General features: G+C 76.3%; 18 protein-coding genes. 15 read left to right on the forward strand and 3 right to left on the reverse strand.

Annotation, left to right across the window (positions count from 1 at the left end):
- Position 1 precedes the first annotated feature (1 nt).
- Genes U5M74_RS06015 through U5M74_RS06025 form a run of 3 tightly spaced genes read left to right on the forward strand, consistent with a single transcriptional unit; the run spans position 2 to position 4,874 of the window.
- Positions 2–2,578: a glycoside hydrolase family 2 protein gene (locus U5M74_RS06015; protein WP_410907085.1), complete on the forward strand. Its 2,577-nt coding sequence runs from the start codon at positions 2–4 to the stop codon at positions 2,576–2,578.
- Positions 2,575–3,873, forward strand: a complete 1,299-nt coding sequence (locus tag U5M74_RS06020) for an AGE family epimerase/isomerase (protein ID WP_410907087.1) — start codon at positions 2,575–2,577, stop codon at positions 3,871–3,873. Before U5M74_RS06015 ends, U5M74_RS06020 begins: the two co-directional genes overlap by 4 nt.
- Positions 3,870–4,874: a PfkB family carbohydrate kinase gene (locus U5M74_RS06025; protein WP_410907090.1), complete on the forward strand. Its 1,005-nt coding sequence runs from the start codon at positions 3,870–3,872 to the stop codon at positions 4,872–4,874. The genes U5M74_RS06020 and U5M74_RS06025 overlap by 4 nt, the downstream gene beginning before the upstream one ends.
- Here the strand turns inward: U5M74_RS06025 and U5M74_RS06030 are convergent.
- The gene (locus U5M74_RS06030; protein WP_410907092.1) at positions 4,871–5,425 is read right to left on the reverse strand and encodes an NUDIX domain-containing protein; all 555 of its coding nucleotides are present in this window, start codon (positions 5,423–5,425) and stop codon (positions 4,871–4,873) included. The two genes, U5M74_RS06025 and U5M74_RS06030, sit on opposite strands and share 4 nt — an antisense overlap.
- Positions 5,426–6,045: 620 nt before the next feature.
- Here U5M74_RS06030 and U5M74_RS06035 point away from each other — a divergent pair.
- From U5M74_RS06035 to U5M74_RS06075, 9 genes are all read left to right on the forward strand, one after another.
- Positions 6,046–7,122: a magnesium and cobalt transport protein CorA gene (locus U5M74_RS06035; RefSeq protein WP_410907291.1), complete on the forward strand. Its 1,077-nt coding sequence runs from the start codon at positions 6,046–6,048 to the stop codon at positions 7,120–7,122.
- Between the two features lie 132 nt (positions 7,123–7,254).
- A complete protein-coding gene (locus tag U5M74_RS06040) occupies positions 7,255–8,262 on the forward strand; it encodes an ABC transporter ATP-binding protein (RefSeq protein WP_410907094.1) in 1,008 nt (335 codons plus the stop codon).
- On the forward strand, positions 8,259–9,137 hold the full coding sequence (locus tag U5M74_RS06045; protein WP_410907096.1) for an ABC transporter permease: 879 nt from the start codon (positions 8,259–8,261) through the stop codon (positions 9,135–9,137). The genes U5M74_RS06040 and U5M74_RS06045 overlap by 4 nt, the downstream gene beginning before the upstream one ends.
- Positions 9,138–9,247: 110 nt before the next feature.
- Entirely contained in the window at positions 9,248–10,495 is a 1,248-nt protein-coding gene (locus U5M74_RS06050) for a sensor histidine kinase (protein ID WP_410907098.1), read from the forward strand.
- Positions 10,492–11,097, forward strand: a complete 606-nt coding sequence (locus U5M74_RS06055; protein ID WP_410907100.1) for a response regulator — start codon at positions 10,492–10,494, stop codon at positions 11,095–11,097. Before U5M74_RS06050 ends, U5M74_RS06055 begins: the two co-directional genes overlap by 4 nt.
- A 76-nt stretch (positions 11,098–11,173) precedes the next feature.
- A complete protein-coding gene (gene recR, locus U5M74_RS06060; protein WP_410907102.1) occupies positions 11,174–11,773 on the forward strand; it encodes a recombination mediator RecR in 600 nt (199 codons plus the stop codon).
- Between the two features lie 32 nt (positions 11,774–11,805).
- Positions 11,806–12,375, forward strand: coding sequence for a DUF5063 domain-containing protein (locus U5M74_RS06065; protein WP_069984714.1), 570 nt, complete (start codon positions 11,806–11,808; stop codon positions 12,373–12,375).
- A gap of 90 nt (positions 12,376–12,465) precedes the next feature.
- Entirely contained in the window at positions 12,466–13,386 is a 921-nt protein-coding gene (locus tag U5M74_RS06070) for an ABC transporter ATP-binding protein (RefSeq protein ID WP_410907104.1), read from the forward strand.
- Positions 13,383–14,555, forward strand: coding sequence for an ABC transporter permease (locus U5M74_RS06075; protein ID WP_410907106.1), 1,173 nt, complete (start codon positions 13,383–13,385; stop codon positions 14,553–14,555). Before U5M74_RS06070 ends, U5M74_RS06075 begins: the two co-directional genes overlap by 4 nt.
- A 74-nt stretch (positions 14,556–14,629) precedes the next feature.
- Here the strand turns inward: U5M74_RS06075 and U5M74_RS06080 are convergent, their stop codons facing one another.
- Positions 14,630–16,258, reverse strand: coding sequence for a diguanylate cyclase (locus U5M74_RS06080; protein ID WP_410907108.1), 1,629 nt, complete (start codon positions 16,256–16,258; stop codon positions 14,630–14,632).
- A 141-nt stretch (positions 16,259–16,399) separates the two neighbouring features.
- Here U5M74_RS06080 and U5M74_RS06085 point away from each other — a divergent pair, with 141 nt between their 5' ends.
- Entirely contained in the window at positions 16,400–17,176 is a 777-nt protein-coding gene (locus U5M74_RS06085; protein WP_410907110.1) for a TSUP family transporter, read from the forward strand.
- A gap of 57 nt (positions 17,177–17,233) precedes the next feature.
- Here U5M74_RS06085 and U5M74_RS06090 read toward each other — a convergent pair whose 3' ends face one another.
- Complete coding sequence (locus U5M74_RS06090) at positions 17,234–17,527, reverse strand: DUF4287 domain-containing protein (RefSeq protein ID WP_410907112.1); 294 nt, start codon at positions 17,525–17,527, stop codon at positions 17,234–17,236.
- Between the two features lie 123 nt (positions 17,528–17,650).
- Between U5M74_RS06090 and U5M74_RS06095 the strand changes: the two genes are divergently transcribed.
- Both U5M74_RS06095 and U5M74_RS06100 read left to right on the forward strand, forming a co-directional pair.
- Positions 17,651–18,109, forward strand: coding sequence for an OsmC family protein (locus U5M74_RS06095; protein WP_410907114.1), 459 nt, complete (start codon positions 17,651–17,653; stop codon positions 18,107–18,109).
- 158 nt (positions 18,110–18,267) lie between these two features.
- Positions 18,268–19,605, forward strand: coding sequence for an aspartate kinase (locus tag U5M74_RS06100; protein ID WP_410907116.1), 1,338 nt, complete (start codon positions 18,268–18,270; stop codon positions 19,603–19,605).

The raw sequence follows: 19,605 nt of genomic DNA on the forward strand, positions 1-19,605 counted from the left end.
GATGACGTTCGTCCCCTCGACCTTCCGCGCCCTCCACGAGGGCTGGACCCTCACCGCCGCCGCGCTGCCCGACGGCGCGCCCGCCGGCGTCGCCGCGGCGCTCGCCGACGGCGTGCCCGCCGTCGTGCCGGGCGAGGCGCACCTGGACCTGCGGCGCGCCGGCGTCGTCGACGACCCGTTCGACGGCGACAACGAGGCCGCCCAGCAGTGGATCGGCGACACCGCGTGGCGGTTCGCCACCACGTTCACCTGGTCCGGCGCCGACGCCGTGCGCCACGACCTCGTGGCCCACGGCCTGGACACCGTGGCCACCGTCGAGCTCAACGGCGTGGAGGTGGGGCGCACCCAGAACATGCACCGCTCCTACCGGTGGGACGTGCGCGAGGCGCTGCGCGAGGGGGAGAACACCCTGACGGTGACGTTCGCCGCGCCCGTGCCCGAGGCGGAGGCCCGCGCCGCGCGCGACGGCGCCCTGCCGCGGACCAACCACCACGAGTACAACCAGCTGCGCAAGATGGCCTGCTCGTTCGGCTGGGACTGGGGCATCGACGTCGCCGGGGCGGGCATCTGGAAGCCGATCGGGCTGGACGCGTGGTCCGGCGTGCGGATCGCGGCGGTGCGCCCGCTGGTGGACGTCGTCCCGGGCGCCGACGGCGGCCACGACGGCCTGCTCACCGTGCACGTGGAGGTCGAGCGCGACGGCGTGCGGCCGGACGCCGACGTGCCGCTGGTCGTCACCGTCACCGACCCCGACGGCGAGAGCCTGCACGCGACCGGCACCGTGCCCGCGGGCGCGACGACCGCCGTCGTCCTCGTGACCGTGACCGACGTGCGCCGGTGGTGGCCGGTCGGGCACGGCGACCAGCCGCTGTACGGGGTGGAGGTCACCGCCGCCGGTGGCGCGGACGTCGCGCAGTGGGCCGGCCGCGTCGGGTTCCGCACCGTCGAGGTCGACACCACCCCCGACGAGGCCGGCGCGCCGTTCGACCTGCGGGTCAACGGCGAGCGGGTGCTGGTGCGGGGCGCCAACTGGATCCCGGACCACGCGTTCCTCACCGCGATCGACCGCGACCGGTACGCCCGCCGCGTGGCCGACGCCCTGGAGGCCAACGTCAACCTGCTGCGGGTGTGGGGCGGCGGCATCTACGAGTCCGACGACCTCTACGACCTCGCCGACTCCCACGGCCTGCTGATGTGGCAGGACTTCCTGTTCGCCTGCGCCGCCTACGACGAGGGCCCGGCGATGCGGGCGGAGGTCGAGGCGGAGGCCCGCGAGAACGTCACCCGGCTGAGCCCGCACCCGTCCCTCGTCATCTGGAACGGCAACAACGAGAACACGTGGGGCTCCGTGGACTGGGGCTGGGCCGGTCGCCTGGGCGGCCGCGGCTGGGGGGACGCGTACTACAGCGAGCTGCTGCCGGGCGTGCTCGCCGAGCTCGACCCCACCCGGCCCTACTCGCCGGCCAGCCCGTACTCGTTCGGCGACTACCGGCACCCCAACGACGAGCGCTACGGCACCATGCACGTCTGGGACGTGTGGAACCGCGCCGACTACACCGTCTACGCGCAGTACAGGCCGCGCTTCGTCTCCGAGTTCGGGTTCCAGGCGCCGCCCGCCTGGTCCACGCTCACCGCCGTCGTGCACGACGAGCCGCTCGACCCGTTCGGCCCGCAGATGCTCGTGCACCAGAAGGCCAACCTCGGCAACGCCAAGCTCGCGCGCGGCTGGCAGGGCCACCTGCCCGACCCCGCCACGATCACCGGCTGGCACTGGACCACCCAGCTCAACCAGGCGCACGCCATCCGGTTCGGCGTCGAGCACTTCCGCTCCCTGACGCCGCACAACACCGGCACGATCCTGTGGCAGCTCAACGACAGCTGGCCGGTGGTGTCGTGGGCCGCGGTCGACTTCGCCGAGCGCCGCAAGCCGCTCTGGTACGCCCTGCGAGACGCGTACGCCCCCCGCCTGGCCACGCTGCAGCCGCGGGCGTCCGCGGAGGCCCGGGCGGCCGCGTGGGAGGGGCTCGAGCCCGAGCCCGACACCCTCGCGCTGGTGCTCGTCAACGACACGGGCGAGCCGTTCGCGGGCACCTTCACCGTCACGCGCGAGGCGTTCGACGGCACGGTGCTGGCCAAGGCGACGCTCGAGGCGGCGGTCCCGGCCCGGGGCGCGGCGACCCTGACGGTGCCCGCGGACGTCGCCGCGTTCGGCGACCCGGCCGCCGAGGTGGTCGTGGCCGAGCCCGACGACGCGGCGACGGGGTTCGCCACGGCGTACCGGCACGGGGCCGAGGTGGTGGACCAGCGGCTCGACGCGGCGCCGCTGCGCGTCCGCGCCGAGCCGGCCGACGGCGGGTGCCTGCTGCACGTCGCCGCCGACTCGTACGCCCGGGACGTGTTCTGCCCCGTCGACGTGGTGGACCCGGCCGCTACGGTCGACGATGGCATGGTGACCGTGCGGGCCGGCCGGACCGTCACGCTGCGGGTTTCGTCCGCCGCGGGCGACCCGGACGCCTTCGCGGCCGCGGTCCGCTGTGCCAACGACCTCCTCGCCCCCGCCGAAGGGACCCGTCCGTGACCGTTCCCCCCGCCGTCCCCGTCGACTGGGTCACCGCGCCGACCCACCGGGCGTGGCTCGACGCCGAGTGCCGGCGCCTGCTGGCGTTCGGCACCCGCGCCGGGCTGCCGGACGGTGGGGCGGCGTACCTCGACGGCACCGGCGCGCCGGACCCCGCCCAGGGCGTCCAGACGTGGATCACGGCGCGCACCGCGCACGTGTACTCCCTCGGCGTGCTGCTCGGCGTCCCCGGCAGCGCCCCGGTCGCCGACGCCGCCCTGGCCGGCCTGGCCGGGCGGCTGCGCGACGCCGACCACGGCGGCTGGTTCCACGCGCTCGACGCCGACGGCGCACCCGACCGGGAGTCCGGCAAGTCCTGCTACGACCACGCCTTCGTGCTGCTCGCGGCGTCGTCCGCGGCCCTCGCCGGCCGCCCGGGCGCCACCACGCTGCTCGCCGACGCGGCCGACGTCTACCTCGGGCGCTTCTGGGACGACGCCGCGGGCCGCCCCGTGGACGCCTGGGACGTCGCGTTCGCCCGCGCCGACGACTACCGCGGCCTCAACGCGACGATGCACTCGGTCGAGGCGCTGCTGTCGGTGGCCGACGCCGTGGAGGCGCTCGAGGGCACCCAGGCGACGAGCGGCGCGACGGCGATCGGCGGGGGCGCGGCGGCGTGGCGCGAGCGCGCCGCGCGCGCGGCCCGGTTCGTCGTCGAGCTCGCCGACGCCCACCACGACCGCCTGCCCGAGCACTTCGGGCCGGACTGGGCGCCGGACCTGGACCTCAACCGCGACCGGCCCGACGACCCGTTCAAGCCGTACGGCGCCACGCCCGGCCACGGGCTGGAGTGGGCCCGCCTGCTGCTGCACGTGGAGGCCGCGACCGGCGACGACGACGCGCTGGCGGCCACGGCGGTGCGCCTGTTCGACCGCGCGGTCGCCGACGGCTGGGCCGCCGACGGCGCCGAGGGCTTCGTCTACACGACCGACTGGGACGGCACGCCCGTGGTGCGCCAGCGGATGCACTGGGTGCTGGCCGAGGCGATCGGCACGGCCGCCGCGCTGCACCGGCGCACGGGGGAGCGGCGGTTCGCCGACCGCTACGCCGCCTGGTGGGACTACGCCGAGCGGTACCTGCTCGACCGGGCCGCCGGGTCGTGGCACCACGAGCTGGACCCGCGGAACGCGCCCGCCGCGACGGTGTGGCCCGGCAAGCCGGACCTCTACCACGCGCTGCAGACGACGTTGCTGCCCCGCCTGCCGCTGGCGCCGATGCTCGCGCGCTCGCTCCGCGAGGGGAGGCTGGGCGCATGACCGAGCACGTGGACGTGACCCCCGCCGCCGTCCCCGAGGGGCCGCTCGTGGTGATCGGCGAGACCCTCATCGACGTCGTGCCGGCCGGCGACGGTGACGGCGACGGCGGCGGCGGCGCGCGCGAGCTGCCCGGCGGCAGCCCGGCGAACGTGGCCGTGACGCTCGGGCGGCTCGGCCGCGGGCCCGTGCTGGTGACGTCGCTGGCCGACGACGAGCGCGGCGCCGCCGCGTGGGACTGGCTCGAGGCGTCCGACGTGCGGGTGGTCGCGCAGCCGCCGGCCACCGGCCGCACGTCCACGGCCGCCGTGCGGCTGGCGGCCGACGGCTCGGCGTCCTACGACTTCGACCTCACGTGGGACCTGGCGCCGGAGACCGTCGCCCGCGCGACGGCGGGCGCCCGGGCCGCCGTCGTGCACGCCGGCTCGATCGCCACCGTGCTGGAGCCGGGGGCCGACGCCGTCGAGGAGGCGCTGCGCGCGGCCCGGGGCCGGGCGCTCGTGACGTTCGACCCGAACGCCCGGCCGGCCGTCACGCCGGACGTCGCCCGGGTGCTGCCGCGGGTCGAGCGGCTCGTGGGGCTGAGCGACGTGGTCAAGGTGTCCGAGGAGGACCTCGCCTGGTACCACCCCGGCGCCGACCCGGTGGAGACGGCGCGGGCCTGGGCCGCGTCCGGGCCCGTGCTCGTGGTCGTCACCCGCGGCGGGGACGGCAGCGTGCTGGTCCGGGGCGACGCCGTCGTCACCGTGCCCGGCGTCCCCGTGACCGTCGCGGACACGATCGGGGCCGGCGACACGTACATGGGCGCGCTGGTCGACGCGCTCGTCAGCCTCGGCGTGCACGGCCCGGAGGCCCGCTCGGTGCTGGCCGTGCTCAGCCTCGCGGAGCTGCGCCGGGCGGCGTCGTGGGCGGCGAGCGCCGCGGCGATCACCGTGTCGCGGCCCGGGGCCGACCCGCCCACGCACGCCGAGCTGCACGCCGTCGCGCAGGCGCCCGCCGGCTAGGGCTGCTGGGGCTGCTCGGGCCGCTCGGGCTGCTCGGGCTGCGGCGCCGGCCCGGGCAGGAGCCCGGCGAGCCAGCCGCGCAGGACGGTGGTCGAGTCGGGCACGAACGGCAGCTCGTCGAGCATCCGCAGCAGCGCGGCCGGCTCGACCCACGCGCCCCACGCGACCTCCTCGGGCTGCCACGTGACCGGCCCGTCGTAGGTGCACTCGTAGAGGTAGGCGTGGTAGCGGGTGCGGTCGTCGGCGTAGTCCGCCTCGCCGAGCGGCCGCAGCGGCACCCCGGTGACGCCGAGCTCCTCCGCGAGCTCGCGCTCGGCCGCCGCGGCCGGCTCCTCGCCGGCCTGCAGCACGCCGCCGGCGCAGAAGTCGTGCAGGCCGGGGTAGACGTCCTTGGTGCCGGTGCGCCGGTGCACGTACACGCGCCCGGCGCTGTCGCGCACGACGACGGCGGTGGCCGCGTGCCGCAGGTTCTGCGCCCGCACCCGTGCCCGGGCCGCGGCCTCGCCCGTGGGGCGCCCCGCGTCGTCGTACAGCGCGACCAGCTCGACCATGCCGCCCATCCTGCCCCGGACGCCCGCCGCGCTCGTCGTGGGGCGGAGGCGAGCGTCCCGCCCTGTCGCGATCCCGGGCCACGACGACGGGGGAGGACGCTCGCGAGCAGCGGCGCGGGCCGGCCGCGTGGCCGGGCTCACCCCCGGCCGCGCCACGCGCGCCGTGGCAGGCCGGATCGGGGCGGGCATAGGATCGCCGAGGCCCGCAGGATTCCGCGGCGGGCCCGATCGCGCGTCCGGACGGACGCCCCGGGGACGGAGGGAGGTGGCACGCGATGCAGCGCAGCGAGCCCCCCAGTAGTCCCCGCCGCGGCTGACGCCCGGCGGCCCCGCCGACCGACGCGCCAGCCGTGGCGCCGCAACCCGCGCACACCCGTCCCGGCCGCACCGCCGCGCCGCGGCGCGCTCCCCGTCCCGAGCAGCGTCCTCGCAGGAGAGCACCGCGCCGTGCGCGCCCGTGCGCCTGCGCCCTGCGGAGGTCTCCCATGGTCGTGTCCCAGCCCACCCGTCCGTCGTCGCGTCCGTCGTCCCTGGCGTCGCCGCCCGCCTCGCCGCCCGCCTCGCCGCCCGCCTCGCCGCCCTCCTCGCTGCCCTCCTCGCTGCCCTCGTCGCTGCGGGGCATGCTGCGCGCCCGCCGCCGCCCCGGCGACCCCGCCCCGCACGCCCGCACCGCGCCGGCGGAGCGTCACGACGCGGTCGCCGCGGCGGCCATCTACGAGGAGGGCCGGCGCGTCTCGAGCCACGCCCGCGTCCCGGAGACGCTGCACGCGCTGCGCGCCCGGCCCGAGGGCGCGGACAGCCTCGCGTGGATCGGCCTGGAGCGGCCCGACGCTGCGGAGCTGACCTCGCTCGCCGCGGCCTTCGACCTGCACCCGCTCGCCGTCGAGGACGCCATCCAGGCGCACCAGCGGCCCAAGCTCGAGCGCTACGGCGACACGCTGTTCGTGGTGCTGCGGGCCGCGCGGTACGACGACGCCACCGAGAGCGTCGAGTTCGGCGAGCTGCACGTGTTCGTGGGCGCCGACTTCGTGGTCACCGTGCGCCACGGCGCCTCGCCCGACCTGGCGGCGGTGCGCGCGCGGCTCGAGCGCGACCCGCAGATGCTGGCCCGCGGCGCGCAGGCCGTGCTCTACGCGATCCTCGACGCCGTCGTCGACGGCTACGCGCCCGTCGTCGCCGGGCTGGAGAACGACATCGACGAGATCGAGGCGGACGTGCTCGGCGGCGGCACCGAGGCCTCCCGGCGCATCTACGAGCTCTCGCGCGAGGTCGCCGACTTCCTGCGCGCCGTGCGCCCGCTGCGGCAGGTGTGCACCGCGCTCGCGCAGGGCTCGGCCAAGTACGGCGTCGACGACGAGCTGCAGGCGTCGCTGCGCGACGTCGCCGACCACCTCACCGAGGTCGCCGAGCGGGTGGAGACCTTCCGCTCCGCCCTGCGCGACATCCTCACCGTGAACGCCACGCTCGTGGCCCAGCGGCAGAACGAGGAGGCCAAGGCCCAGAACGAGGAGATCAAGAAGATCTCCTCGTGGGCGGCCATCCTGTTCGCCCCCACGCTCGTGGGCACGGTGTACGGCATGAACTTCGACACGATCCCCGAGCTGCACTGGGCCTACGGCTACCCGTTCGCCCTGGTGGCGATGGTCGCGGTGAGCGCCACGCTGTACGGGGTGTTCCGGTTCCGGCGCTGGATCTGACCCCGGAGCGCGACCGCGGGCCGCGGGCGGGCCCGGGCATGACATCCGTCATGCCCGGGCCGTGCACCCCCCACGTGGACCGGTGACGGGGCGCACTACCGGCGGGCCCGCTCCGCCGGGAGGCTCGGAGGCATGAGCCAATCCACCGAACCGATGATCTCGGTCCGCGGGGCCCGGCGCCGCTACGGCGGCTTCGAGGCCGTCCGCGGCGTCGACCTCGAGGTCCACCGCGGCGAGCTCGTCGCCCTGCTCGGCACCAACGGCGCCGGCAAGACGTCGCTCGTCGAGATGATCGAGGGCCTCGCCCCGGCCGACGGCGGCGAGGTCCGCGTGCTCGGCCACGACCCGTACCGTGAGCGCCGCCGGGTGATCGACCGGGTCGGCGTGATGCTGCAGGAGGCGGGGTTCTCCTCCGACCTCACCGTGGCGGAGACGGTGCGCATGTGGGCCTCCACGATGACCAGCCCGCGCCCGCAGGCCGAGGCGCTCGACGCCGTCGCGCTGACCCACCGCGCCGACGTGCGCGTCGCCAGCCTCTCCGGCGGCGAGCGCCGCCGCCTGGACCTGGCGCTGGCCGTCCTGGGCGACCCTGAGGTGCTGTTCCTCGACGAGCCGACCACGGGCCTGGACCCGGAGAGCCGGCAGGCCACCTGGCGGCTGGTGCGCAGCCTCCAGGCGGCGGGCACCACGGTGCTGCTGACCACGCACTACCTCGACGAGGCCGAGGCGCTCGCCGACCGCGTGGCGATCATGAGCGGCGGGCGCATCGTGCGCGAGGGCACGGTGTCCGACGTCGTCGCGGCCGAGCCGGCGACGATCGAGCTCGAGGCGCGCGACGCCGAGGGCCGCACCGTCGTCGTCGGCCCGGAGGACCTGCCGCCGCTGGCCGGCCTGCTCGAGGCGTCCGTGGACCGCGCGCGGGTGCGCCTGCGCACCCAGCGGCTGCAGGAGGACCTCGAGGCCGTGCTGGCCTGGGCCCGCGGCCTCGACCTGCGGCTGCACCACCTCGACGCCCGCTCGGCGTCGCTGGAGCAGGCGTTCCTGGCGCTGGCGCAGCGCACCTCCGAGGCGGCGGCCGACGCCGCACCCCCCGCCGCCGGCGGGGCCGGCGGCCCGACCCGACCGGAGGTGGCCGCATGAGCGCCGCACCCGTGACCCCGCACCCGACCCCGCCCGCGACGCCGGCCGCCGCGCACCGTGGCGCCGCCCCGGCGCGCCGCGCGACGTCGTTCTCCCTGCGCCGCGTGGCGGCGCTGGCACGGGCCGAGACGCTGCTGCTGCTGCGCAACGGCACGGCCCTGTTCAACGCGATCGCGATCAGCCCGCTGTTCGTGCTGTTCTTCTCGACGGTGTCGGGCACCCTCGGGCCGGACGCCGACCCGGACGTCGCCGGCCCGCTGATCCTCCAGCAGCTCGTCTCGATGAGCCTGCTGTTCGTCGTCTACTACAACCTCACCACCACGTACGTGGCGCGCCGCCAGGAGCTGGTGCTCAAGCGGCTGCTGACCGGCGAGTGCTCGCGGCCCGAGCTGCTGGCCGCGGCGGCCGTGCCGGCGCTGCTCATCACGGCGGTGCAGCTCCTGCTCGGGTACGCGGCCGTGGCGCTGCTGCTGGCCCCGCCGCCGCTGGCCAACCCCGTGCTGCCGCTGCTGGCCCTCGTGCTGGTGACCCCGACGCTCGTGCTGCTCGCGGCCGCCACCTCGGGCGTCTCCCGCACGGTGGAGTCGGCGCAGCTGACCACGCTGCCCGCCCTGGCGGTGCTCATGGTGTTCTCGGGCGTCGTGACGCCGGGCGGCGGCGAGGGCGGGTTCGACGACGTCGCGCGGTTCACGCCGATGCACGCGGTGGCGGCGCTGTTCCGGCTCGGCCTGACGGGCACCGGCACCGACGGTGCCCCGCTGGCCCTCGGCGAGACCTTCGCGCAGGCCGCGCTGCCCGTGGCGGTGCTGCTCGCCTGGGCCGGCGTCGCCTGGTACGCCGCCCGGCGGTGGATGCGGTGGGAGCCGCAGCGCTGACGGGCCGCGGCCCGCGCGCGATGCGTGGGGACGACGGCGGCGCGCACGGTCCGTGGCAGGCTGGCGCCATGGACCGTGCGCACCGCCCAGCCGCGCGAGGCGCCCGGGGCATGACCGGCGTCCGCGGCGTCGAGGTGTACACCCGCTCCACCCTGTACGTGGTCTGCCTGCTCGAGCCGTTCCTGCTCCTGGTCGCGGCGGCGGGCATGGCGGAGGACCCGCCCGCCCCGCTCGTCGCGGGCGCGCTGCTGGTGCTCGCCGTCCTCCACACCGCGCTCAGCATCGCGACGCTGCACCTGGGGATGGCGCCGCCGCCCGAGCGCGGCCGGCCCTTCCGCGTCACCGTCGCGCTCCTGGGCGGGGTCGCGGCGGCGTTCGTCGTGCTCGCCCTGGCCGCCGTGCCGTCGCTGCCCCCGCCCTACGACGGCTTCTGGTACACCGAGGACCCCCGGTCGGTGGTGCTGCTCACGGTGGGCATGTTCACGCTCGGCGCCCTGACCCCCGTGCTGCGCTCGCGCCCGCTCGTGGTCGGGTCGCTGGCCGTGGCCGCGCTGACCGCGCTCGGCCGGGTGCTGGCCGGCACCCCCGGCGCGGTGGGGATCGCGGTCCTGACGCTCTTCATCACCGCCGGGTCCGCGTTCAGCTTCCGCCTGTCCGTGTGGATCCTCGAGGTGGTCCGCGAGCTCGAGGCCGCCCGCGACGCCACCGCCCGGCTCGCCGTGGCCGAGGAGCGGCTGCGGATCGCCCGCGACGTGCACGACGTCGTCGGGCGCGCGCTGGCCACGGTGGCCGTCAAGAGCGAGCTCGCCGCCGAGCTCGCCCGGCGCGGCGACGCCCGCGCCGTCGACGAGATCCTCGCCGTGCGCGCGCTCGCGCAGGAGTCGTCCCGCGAGGTGCGCGGCGTCGTCGCCGGCTACCGGTCGGTCGACCTCGCCACCGAGCTGGCCGGGGCCCGCGCGGTGCTCACCGCCGCCGGCATCGCCGTGCGCGTGCTGGGCACGGTGCCCCCGCTCGACCCGCCGCGCCAGGAGGCGCTGGCCTGGGTGGTGCGCGAGGCCGTCACCAACGTGGTGCGCCACTCCGCCGCCGGCGAGTGCGTGCTGCGGCTCGAGCAGGCCGACGGGGCCACGGTGCTCACCGTGGGCAACGACGGCGTGCGCGCCGGCACGCCGGGCCCCGCCGGCCCGGGCGGCAACGGCCTGGCCGGGCTGCGCGAGCGGCTCGCCGCCGTGGGCGGTGGCATCACGACGCGGTACGACGGCGACCGGTTCGTGCTCGTCGCGCGCGTGCCCGCCGTCGTCGTGCCGGACCGCCCGGGCGTCCCCGGCCCCGAACCTCACCCGAAGGAGCGTGCATGATCCGCGTGGTGCTCGCGGACGACGAGACCCTCATCCGCGACGCCGTCGCCGCCCTGCTGGCGCTCGAGGAGGACATCGAGGTCGTGGCCGTCGCCGGCTCCGGCACCGAGGCGCTCGCGGTGATCGAGCGGCTGCGGCCCGACGTGGCCGTCCTCGACCTGCAGATGCCCGGCCTGGACGGCATCGAGGTCGCCGAGCGGGTCGCGCGCAGCGTGCCGGGCTGCGGCATCGCCGTCGTCACGAGCCACGGCCGGCCCGGGTACCTCAAGCGGGCGCTCGCCGTGGGGGCGCGGGCGTTCCTGCCCAAGACCGTCCCGGCCGGCGTGCTCGCCACCGCCGTCCGGCAGGTGGCGGCCGGCGGGCGCTACGTCGACTCCGAGCTGGCCGCCGAGGCGATCGCCGCCGGCGACTCCCCGCTCACCGCGCGGGAGGCCGACGTGCTCGAGCTCGCCGCCGACGGCGCGCCCGTGGAGGAGATCGCCCACCGTGCCGCCCTGGCGCCGGGCACCGTGCGCAACTATCTGTCGTCCGCCGTCGCCAAGCTCGGGGCGAGCAACCGGCACGAGGCGGTGCGGCTGGCCCGCGCGCAGGGGTGGCTCTGAGGGCCGACGCTGAGAGCGGCTCCGGGGCGCCGGGCGGCCGCCCGGGGTGTCCCCGGCGGACCGTAGGCTGGTCCCCGTGTACGAGGGCGCTGTCCAGGACCTGATCGACGAGCTCGGCCGCCTGCCCGGGGTCGGCCCCAAGAGCGCCCAGCGCATCGCGTTCCACCTGCTCGCGGCCGACGCCGCGGACGTGCGCCGCCTGGTCGACGCGCTGACCGAGGTCAAGGCGCGGGTGCGGTTCTGCGAGGTGTGCGGCAACGTGGCCGAGTCCGAGCGCTGCCGCATCTGCCTGGACCCGCGCCGCAGCGACGAGGTCATCTGCGTGGTCGAGGAGCCCAAGGACGTGGTGGCCATCGAGCGCACCCGCGAGTTCCGCGGGCGGTACCACGTGCTCGGCGGCGCCATCAACCCGATCGAGGGCGTGGGCCCGGACGACCTGCGGACCGCGGAGCTCATGGCCCGCCTCGCGGACGGCGTGGTGCAGGAGGTCATCCTGGCCACCGACCCGAACGTCGAGGGCGAGGCCACGGCCACCTACCTGGCCCGTCTCATCGGGCCGATGGGGCTGACCGTCTCGCGCCTGGCAAGCGGGCTGCCGGTCGGCGGAGACTTGGAGTACGCCGACGAGGTCACCCTCGGCCGGGCGTTCGAGGGACGGCGCGTGGTCGGCCGCTGAGGCCGGCCCGACGAGACGTGAGGGGGGCCCACGTGGGCGAGATCGAGGTGGCGGGTGACCTGCGCGAGGTCGCCGAGAGGACCCAGGGCCACGTGCGCGCGTTCCTGTCGACGACCACGCAGGTCGCCTCGGGCGCGTACCCGGGCGCCGAGCTGAGCCTGCTGCTGCTGGCCACGAGCGACCTGCTGGCCGCCGGGGCGCAGCTCGCGGCCATCACCGACGTCGTGCCCGTGGAGCGGTTCGAGCCCGACGCCGGCCCGGACACCGACGTGGACCCGCTGCGCGCCGCGCTGGCGCGGATGTTCGACGGCTTCGACGACTACGTCGAGGTGGTCGACCCGGTGCTCGGCGCCGAGGCGGGGCCCGCGACGCTCTCCGGTGACCTCGCGGCCGTGGTGGAGGAGCTCGCCAAGGGGCTGCAGCACTACGACGAGGGGCACGAGCTCGAGGCCCTGTGGTGGTGGCAGTTCTCCTACCTGTCCTCCTGGGGCGAGCGCGCGGCGAGCGCCGTGCGCGTGCTGCACGGCGTGCTCGCGCACCTGCGCCTCGACGTCGCCGACGACGTCGCGCAGGAGGCGGAGTACGACGCCCTGCACTCCTGAGCGCGTCCCGCTGCGGGCCGGGCTCCTTGAGCGGCGGTTCACCCGCCCGCGTCCGCCCGGCGCGGCCGCGTGGCCGGTAGCGTCCGGGCCATGGAGTCCAGCAGGGGGATCCACGCCGTCGGCGTGCGCAGGGCGTTCGGCGAGGTGCAGGCGCTGGCCGACGTGGGGCTGGAGGCCCGCCCGGGCCGGGTGACGGCGCTCGTGGGGCCGAACGGGTCGGGCAAGACCACGCTGCTGCTCGTGCTGGCCGGGCTGCTCGTGCCCGACGCCGGGCAGGTCACCGTGGCCGGCTTCGACCCCGTCACCGAAGGCCCGCAGGCCCGCGCCCGCACCGGGTGGATGCCCGACGTGTTCGGCACCTGGGACTCCCTGACCGCGCGTGAGGTGCTCACCACCGTGGCGGCGGCCTACCGCCTGCCGCGCGACGCCGGCGCCGCCCGCGCCACCGAGCTGCTGGAGCTGGTGCACCTCACCGAGCTGGCCGACGCCCCGGCCCACGTCCTCTCGCGCGGGCAGAAGCAGCGGCTCGGCCTGGCCCGCGCGCTCGTGCACGACCCCGACGTGCTGCTGCTCGACGAGCCCGCCTCCGGGCTCGACCCACGCTCGCGGGTGGACCTGCGCGTGCTGGTGCGCGAGCTCGCCGCCCGGGGCACCACCGTGCTGGTCAGCTCGCACGTGCTCACCGAGCTCGACGAGATGGCCGACGACGCCGTGTTCCTGTCCGGCGGCCGCACCGTGGCCACGCAGTCGGTGACCGCGGCGCAGGCGCAGCGGCGGCGGTGGCGCCTGGCGGCGCTCGACCCCGCCGCGCTGGGCGCGTGGCTCGCCGCGGCGGGCGTGCCCGCCACCGCGGCCGACGACGGCGCCGTGCACGTGGAGCTGGCCGGCGACGCCGCGGCCGCCGCGCTGCTGCGCGACGCCGTCGCCGCGGGCGTGCCGGTGACGAGCCTGGCCCCCGCGGGCGGCGTGCTGGAGCAGGCGTACCTGGCCCTGGAGGAGGAGCGGCGATGACCACCGAGACCGTCGACCCCACCGTCCGCCCGCCGGCGTCGGGTCGGCCGCGCCGCCGCGGCGGCTGGGGCCCCACCTGGCGGCTGACCTGGCAGGGCGTGCGCACCGTCGCCCAGCTCGAGCTGCGCCAGCGGCTGCGCTCCACGCGCTGGAAGGTGGCGCTGGTGGTGTGGTTCGTCGTGGTCGGCGCGATCACCGCGCTGGCCGTGGGCGCCGTCGGCGACGCCACGTCGGCCGAGACCGGCGTGGGCTCCACGATCTTCGGCATCGTCGTGTTCTTCGTGCTGTTCCTGGGCCTGGTCGTCGCGCCGACCCTGTCCTCCGCCGCGGTCAACGGCGACCGCAACGCCGGCACCCTCGCCACACTCCAGGCCACCCTGCTGACGCCCGCCGAGATCGTCGTCGGCAAGCTGCTCGCCGCGTGGGCGGCCGCGCTGGCCTTCCTCGCCGCCAGCGTGCCGTTCATCGTCTGGGCGATCGCCGCGGGCGGGCTGAACCCGCTGACGCTGCTCGCCACGCTCGTCGTGCTCGCGCTCGAGCTCGGCGTCCTGTGCGCGATCGGGCTGGGCTTCTCCGCGCTGGTCGCGAAGACGTCCGGCTCGGGCGTGCTCACCTACCTGGTCGCGGGCGGGCTGAGCGTGGGCACCCTGCTCGTCTTCGGGCTCACCGTGCCCGCGGTGACCGTGGACGAGGAGGTGCGGGTCTGGGACGTGGCGGCCGACCACGACTGGGAGTCCGGCGAGCGGCCGGCCTGCGAGTGGCAGGTGCAGGAGATCCCGCAGATCCACACCGAGCGCACGTGGTGGCTGCTGGCCGCCAACCCGTTCGTCGTGGTCGCGGACGTGCAGCCCGTCGGGTGGCGCGACGAGGGCGGGTTCCTCGCGTCGAGCGACCCGCTCGCGGCCATCCAGGAGGCGGTCCGGGCGGCCCGCACCGGCCCCGCCGACGAGGTGGACTGGTGCAGCGGCGCGTGGGCCGCCGTCGACGCCGACGGCGGCGGGATGGTCGACCCCGACTCGCCCGTCGAGGCGCCGGAGCCGTCGACGGCGCCCGTGTGGCCGTGGGGCCTGGGCCTGCACCTGCTGCTCGGCCTGGGCGCGGTGGTGCTGGCGGTGCGGCGCCTGCGCATCCCGGCGTACACCCTGCCGCGCGGCACGCGCGTCGCCTGACCCCAGACCTGACCCCAGACCTGCCCTCGGACCTGACCTCGGACCTGACCTCGGACCTGCCCTCGGACCTGGCCTCAGACCAGGTCGCAGACCACCCGGTCGCGCCCCGCGCGCTTGGCGCGGTACAGGCAGGCGTCCGCGCGGCTGAGCAGCTGCGCCGGGTCCGGCACCGGCACCGTGGGCGCGCTCGCCGCGCCGATGCTGGTGGTCACCGGCACGTCGGCCGTCAGGGCGGACCACGGGTGCGCCCGGATCGTGGCGCACAGCTCCTCCAGCAGCGTGGCGGTCGCGGCGTGGTCGCCGCCGGCCAGCACGAGCAGGAACTCCTCGCCGCCCATCCGGGCGGCGAACGACCCGTCGGGCGCCTGCGCCACGGCGTCCTCGAGCAGCTCCGCCACGGTCCGGAGCACCTGGTCGCCGACGTCGTGGGAGTGCTGGTCGTTGACGCACTTGAAGTGGTCCAGGTCGAGCAGCGCGACGGTGACGGGCTCGCCGCGGCCCGCGGCGGCGGTGAGCAGCAGGGGCAGCTCCTCGTCGACGAAGCGGCGGTTGTACAGGTGGGTGAGGGGGTCGCGCAGGGACAGCTCCCGGTAGCGCCGGCTCTGCCGCCGCGCCTCGGAGGTCTCGTACACCGCCTGGATGGCGCGGGCGCGGGCGTCGCGCTCGTCCGACTGCAGCTGCAGCGCCTCGCGGGCGTAGGCCTGGTGCTCGTGGAAGGCGGCCTCGAAGTCCCCGGCGGCGGCGTGCAGCTCCGCCTGCTCCTCGCGGGCCTCCACCCGCAGGGTGCCCAGGCTGAGCTTGTCGCAGATCTCGACGCACACGTCGAGGTTCTGCTGGGCCTCGTCGAGCTTGCCGAGGGCACGCTGGACCCGGACGAGGGCGAGCAGGCCCTCGGCGCCCGCGTCGCCGTCGGCGTCGAACCGCCGGAACTCGGGGTCGGTGGCGGGTTGCAGCACCTCCTCGGCCTCGGCCAGGCGGTCGAGCCGGATGAGGACGCGCGCGACGGTGTCCAGCCGGCCGAGGGTGAGCACGCGCCCCTGGGCGGCGGAGAGCTCCTGCAGCCGCGTGGACAGCCCGAGCGCCGTCTCGGCGTCCCCGTGCTGCGCCTCGATGTAGGCCCAGTTGTTGACGACCGTGAGCTCGCGGTCCACGTCCCCCAGGGCGACGGCCATGGCGAGCGACTGGCGGTAGCGCCGCCGGGCGCCCTCGACGTCGCGGTTGAGACCGAGCGCGTCCCCGAGCCGGCACAGGTGGTCCAGGCGCATCGTCGCCGACGCCCGCTCGTCCAGCAGCTCGACGGCGCGCAGCGAGTGCTCCAGCCCGCGCGACAGGTCGCCGAGGTCGAGGAAGATCCGCTGCAGCACGTAGTGGGCCCGGGCCTGCACCAGCGTGGCGCCGTTCTCGGTGCCCCAGCGCAACGCCTGCTGCGCCAGCACGCCGGCCTGGCCGAGCTCGCCGTCGCGCTGCAGCACCTCCGCCTGCGCCAGCTCCGCCCGCATCTCCAGCTCGGTCAGCCCGTGGGCGCGCACCACGCGCAGCAGGCGCTCCGCGCGGGCGGCAGCGGCGGCGCTGTCGACCCGGGGGAGCAGCTCGACCTCGGCGACCTCCGCCTCGAGGGCGGTGAGCTCCTCGGCGGAGAGGGGGGCGGGGGCGGCGCCGTGCTCCTCGATGTGGGTCACCGCCGTCACCTCGGATCGGGTCATGGTTGAAGGAGAAACCTGTTGCTCGCGTCATCGGCAGTCCGACACGCGGGTTGAAGGCCTTGTCGTGACTTCACCCGGGGCACCGGGCCCGGTCGCGCCCGCGGACGCCGGCGCGCGCGGACCGCGTGGCAGGATCGCCCGGTGCCCGACATCGACTCGCTCACCCTCGTCCTGCTGCTCCTCGCCGGCCTCACCGCCGGGTGGGTCGACGCGGTGGTCGGCGGCGGCGGGCTGATCCAGCTGCCCGCCCTGCTGCTGGTGCCGGGGCTGAGCCCGGTGCAGGCGCTGGCCACCAACAAGGTGGGGTCGATCATGGGCACCTCGACCAGCGCGATCACCTACGCCCGGCGCGTGAAGCCGGACTTCACCACGGCGGGCCCGCTGGCGCTCGCGGCGCTGGCCGGCGCCGTCGGGGGAGCGGCGCTCGCCTCGCGCATCCCGGCGTCGGCGTTCAAGCCGATCATCCTCGTCGTCCTCGTGGGCGTCGCGGTCTACACCATCGTCAAGCCGTCGCTCGGGGAGCACACGCGGCTGCGCTGGGAGGGCAACGGGCACCGGTGGGCCGCCGCCGCCATCGGCCTGGTCATCGGGTTCTACGACGGCGTGCTCGGCCCCGGCACCGGCACGTTCCTGGTGATCGCGCTCGTCAGCGCGCTCGGCTACGCGTTCCTGCCGGCCTCGGCCCTGGCCAAGATCGCGAACTTCGCCACGAACCTCGGCGCGCTGATCTTCTTCGTCCCCGCCGGCCACGTCGTGTGGCCGCTGGGCCTCGCGATGGGCGCCGCCAACCTCGTCGGCGGGTACGTCGGCGCGCGCATGGCGGTGGCCAAGGGCTCCCGGTTCGTGCGGGTCGTGTTCGTCGTCGTGGTGGGCGCGCTCGTCTGCCGCCTGGGGTACGACGTCGTCACCGGCGGCTGACGGCGCGGCGCCGTCCCCGCGCGGACCCACCGCGACGGCGGTCGGGACGAGCGCGGGTCACCAGTCGGCCGGCCGCGTGGCCGCGCCGTCGAGCCACAGCCGGTCGCCGGAGTCGCGGTGCGAGCCGGTGGTGCCGACGTGCTTGGTGCTGATGCGGTCGCCCTTGCGGATCACCTGGGCCATCGCCTGGGCGTGCCCGTGGCCGAGGCCGTGCTCGGTCTTGAGCCACCCCACGACGGGCCGGGCCTTCGAGTCCGGGCCGAAGCCCTGGGCCGCGGCGAGCTCCACGAGCTGGCGCGGGGTCAGCCCCGTCTGCTTCTCCACGCTGTCGAGATACGCCTGGAACGACATCGTCCACCCCTCGTCGGTCGGCGGGCCGAGCCCGCGCTGCGCCGGGCGTCGCGCCCGTCGGTCCCTACCGTGGCGCACGTGGCGCCCGGCCCGCCAGGGCTTTGCGCCGGTAGCGTCGCCGGCATGACGCACTCCTATGCGACGCGGCTGACCTGGCAGGGCTCCACCGGGGCGGGCTACCGCGCCTACCCGCGCGACCACGCCGTGACCGCGGCGCCGGCGGAGCAGGAGCTGGCGCTCAGCGCCGACCCGGCGTTCCGCGGCGCGCCCGAGCGGCTCAACCCCGAGCAGCTCGTGGTCGCCGCGGCGAGCTCGTGCCAGCTGCTGTCCTTCCTCGCGGCGGCCGCCCGCGCCGGCGTGGACGTGCGCGGGTACGCCGACGACGCGACCAGCACGCTCGACCTGTCGCTCGAGCGCCCGCGCCTGACCGCGATCCGGCTCGCCGCCGTCGTCGAGGTGGCGCCCGGCACCGACCACGCCACCGTGGAGCGCCTGGCCCACGAGGCGCACGAGCAGTGCTACATCGCGAACACGCTCGTGGTGCCGGTGGAGCTCGAGGTCAAGGTCGTCGACGCGGCCTGAAGGCGCGCCGGGCCGTCGAGCACCGGCCGGGCCCCACGGGCCGGGTCCGGTGAGACGGGTTCGACCGGGCGGCGGCCCGGCGCCTACCATCGAGCGTTCCTGCAAGCACCCGGCGGACCGTTGAGAGAGACGGAGGCCGGCGACAGAAAGTAGCGAGCATGGCACTTGTCGTGCAGAAGTACGGCGGGTCCTCCGTCGCCGACGCGTCCAGCATCAAGCGCGTGGCCAAGAGGATCGCCGAGGCCAAGCGGGCGGGGAACGACGTCGTCGTCGTGGTGAGCGCGATGGGCGACACCACCGACGAGCTCCTCGACCTGGCCGCCCAGATCACCCCCCTCCCGCCGCAGCGGGAGCTCGACATCCTCCTGACCGCCGGCGAGCGCATCTCGATGTCGCTGCTCGCCATGGCGATCACCAACCTCGGGGTCAAGGCCAAGTCCTTCACCGGCCAGCAGGCCGGCCTCATCACCGACGCGGTGCACGGCCGGGCGCGGATCGTCGACGTCGTGCCGTCGCGCATCCGCGAGACGATCGAGCGGGGCCAGGTGGCGATCGTCGCCGGGTTCCAGGGCGTCACCACCGAGACGAACGACGTCACGACGCTCGGCCGCGGCGGCTCGGACACCACCGCCGTCGCGCTGGCGGCCGGCCTGGACGCCGACGTCTGCGAGATCTACACCGACGTCGACGGCGTGTTCACCGCCGACCCGCGCATCGTGCCCGCCGCCCGCAAGATCGACCGCCTCACCTACGAGGAGATGCTCGAGCTCGCGGCGTCCGGCGCCAAGGTGCTGGCCCTGCGCAGCGTCGAGTACGCGCGCCGCTACGGCGTGCCCGTGCACGTGCGCAGCTCGTTCTCGCACGCCGCCGGCACCCTCGTCATCGGCACCCACGGTGACCGCATCGACCCCAACGCCCCCGCCCCCGCCGCGGCCCGTGCCGCCGGCGACCCGGCCGCCCAGGAGGAAGCAGAGATGGAAGCCCCGATCATCTCCGGCGTCGCGCACGACCGCAGCGAGGCCAAGATCACCGTCGTCGGCGTGCCGGACGTGCCGGGCATGGCCGCGCGCATCTTCGAGGTCGTCGCCGCGGCCGGCGCGAACATCGACATGATCGTGCAGAACGTGTCCGCGGCCCAGACCGGCCTGACGGACATCTCCTTCACGCTGCCCGAGGGCGACGGGCCGCAGACGATGTCCGCGCTCAAGTCGGTGCAGGAGGAGCTGGGCTTCGCCTCGCTGCAGTTCGACGACCAGATCGGCAAGCTGTCGCTGGTCGGCGCGGGCATGAAGTCGCACCCGGGCGTCTCCGCCGCGCTGTTCGGCGCGCTGCGCGACGCCGGCATCAACATCGAGATGATCTCCACCTCGGAGATCCGCATCTCCGTGGTGACCCGCGCCGACTCGCTCGACGAGGCCGTGCGCGCCGTGCATCACGCGTTCGGGCTGGACTCCTCCGAGGGCGAGGCCGTGGTCTACGCCGGGACGGGGCGGTGA

Source organism: Puerhibacterium sp. TATVAM-FAB25 (assembly GCF_046535855.1).
GTDB classification, from domain to species: domain Bacteria; phylum Actinomycetota; class Actinomycetes; order Actinomycetales; family Cellulomonadaceae; genus Puerhibacterium; species Puerhibacterium variabilis_A.

What these genes read in the sequence shown, in the direction of transcription:
- U5M74_RS06015 (WP_410907085.1), top strand. Translation starts at nt 2, where the DNA reads ATGACGTTCGTCCCCTCGACCTTCCGCGCCCTCCACGAGGGCTGGACC.
- U5M74_RS06025 (WP_410907090.1), top strand. Translation starts at nt 3,870, where the DNA reads ATGACCGAGCACGTGGACGTGACCCCCGCCGCCGTCCCCGAGGGGCCG.
- U5M74_RS06030 (WP_410907092.1), bottom strand. Translation starts at nt 5,425, where the DNA reads ATGGTCGAGCTGGTCGCGCTGTACGACGACGCGGGGCGCCCCACGGGC.
- U5M74_RS06035 (WP_410907291.1), top strand. Translation starts at nt 6,046, where the DNA reads ATGCTGCGCGCCCGCCGCCGCCCCGGCGACCCCGCCCCGCACGCCCGC.
- U5M74_RS06040 (WP_410907094.1), top strand. Translation starts at nt 7,255, where the DNA reads ATGAGCCAATCCACCGAACCGATGATCTCGGTCCGCGGGGCCCGGCGC.
- U5M74_RS06045 (WP_410907096.1), top strand. Translation starts at nt 8,259, where the DNA reads ATGAGCGCCGCACCCGTGACCCCGCACCCGACCCCGCCCGCGACGCCG.
- U5M74_RS06050 (WP_410907098.1), top strand. Translation starts at nt 9,248, where the DNA reads ATGACCGGCGTCCGCGGCGTCGAGGTGTACACCCGCTCCACCCTGTAC.
- U5M74_RS06055 (WP_410907100.1), top strand. Translation starts at nt 10,492, where the DNA reads ATGATCCGCGTGGTGCTCGCGGACGACGAGACCCTCATCCGCGACGCC.
- U5M74_RS06070 (WP_410907104.1), top strand. Translation starts at nt 12,466, where the DNA reads ATGGAGTCCAGCAGGGGGATCCACGCCGTCGGCGTGCGCAGGGCGTTC.
- U5M74_RS06075 (WP_410907106.1), top strand. Translation starts at nt 13,383, where the DNA reads ATGACCACCGAGACCGTCGACCCCACCGTCCGCCCGCCGGCGTCGGGT.
- U5M74_RS06080 (WP_410907108.1), bottom strand. Translation starts at nt 16,258, where the DNA reads ATGACCCGATCCGAGGTGACGGCGGTGACCCACATCGAGGAGCACGGC.
- U5M74_RS06090 (WP_410907112.1), bottom strand. Translation starts at nt 17,527, where the DNA reads ATGTCGTTCCAGGCGTATCTCGACAGCGTGGAGAAGCAGACGGGGCTG.
- U5M74_RS06095 (WP_410907114.1), top strand. Translation starts at nt 17,651, where the DNA reads ATGACGCACTCCTATGCGACGCGGCTGACCTGGCAGGGCTCCACCGGG.
- U5M74_RS06100 (WP_410907116.1), top strand. Translation starts at nt 18,268, where the DNA reads ATGGCACTTGTCGTGCAGAAGTACGGCGGGTCCTCCGTCGCCGACGCG.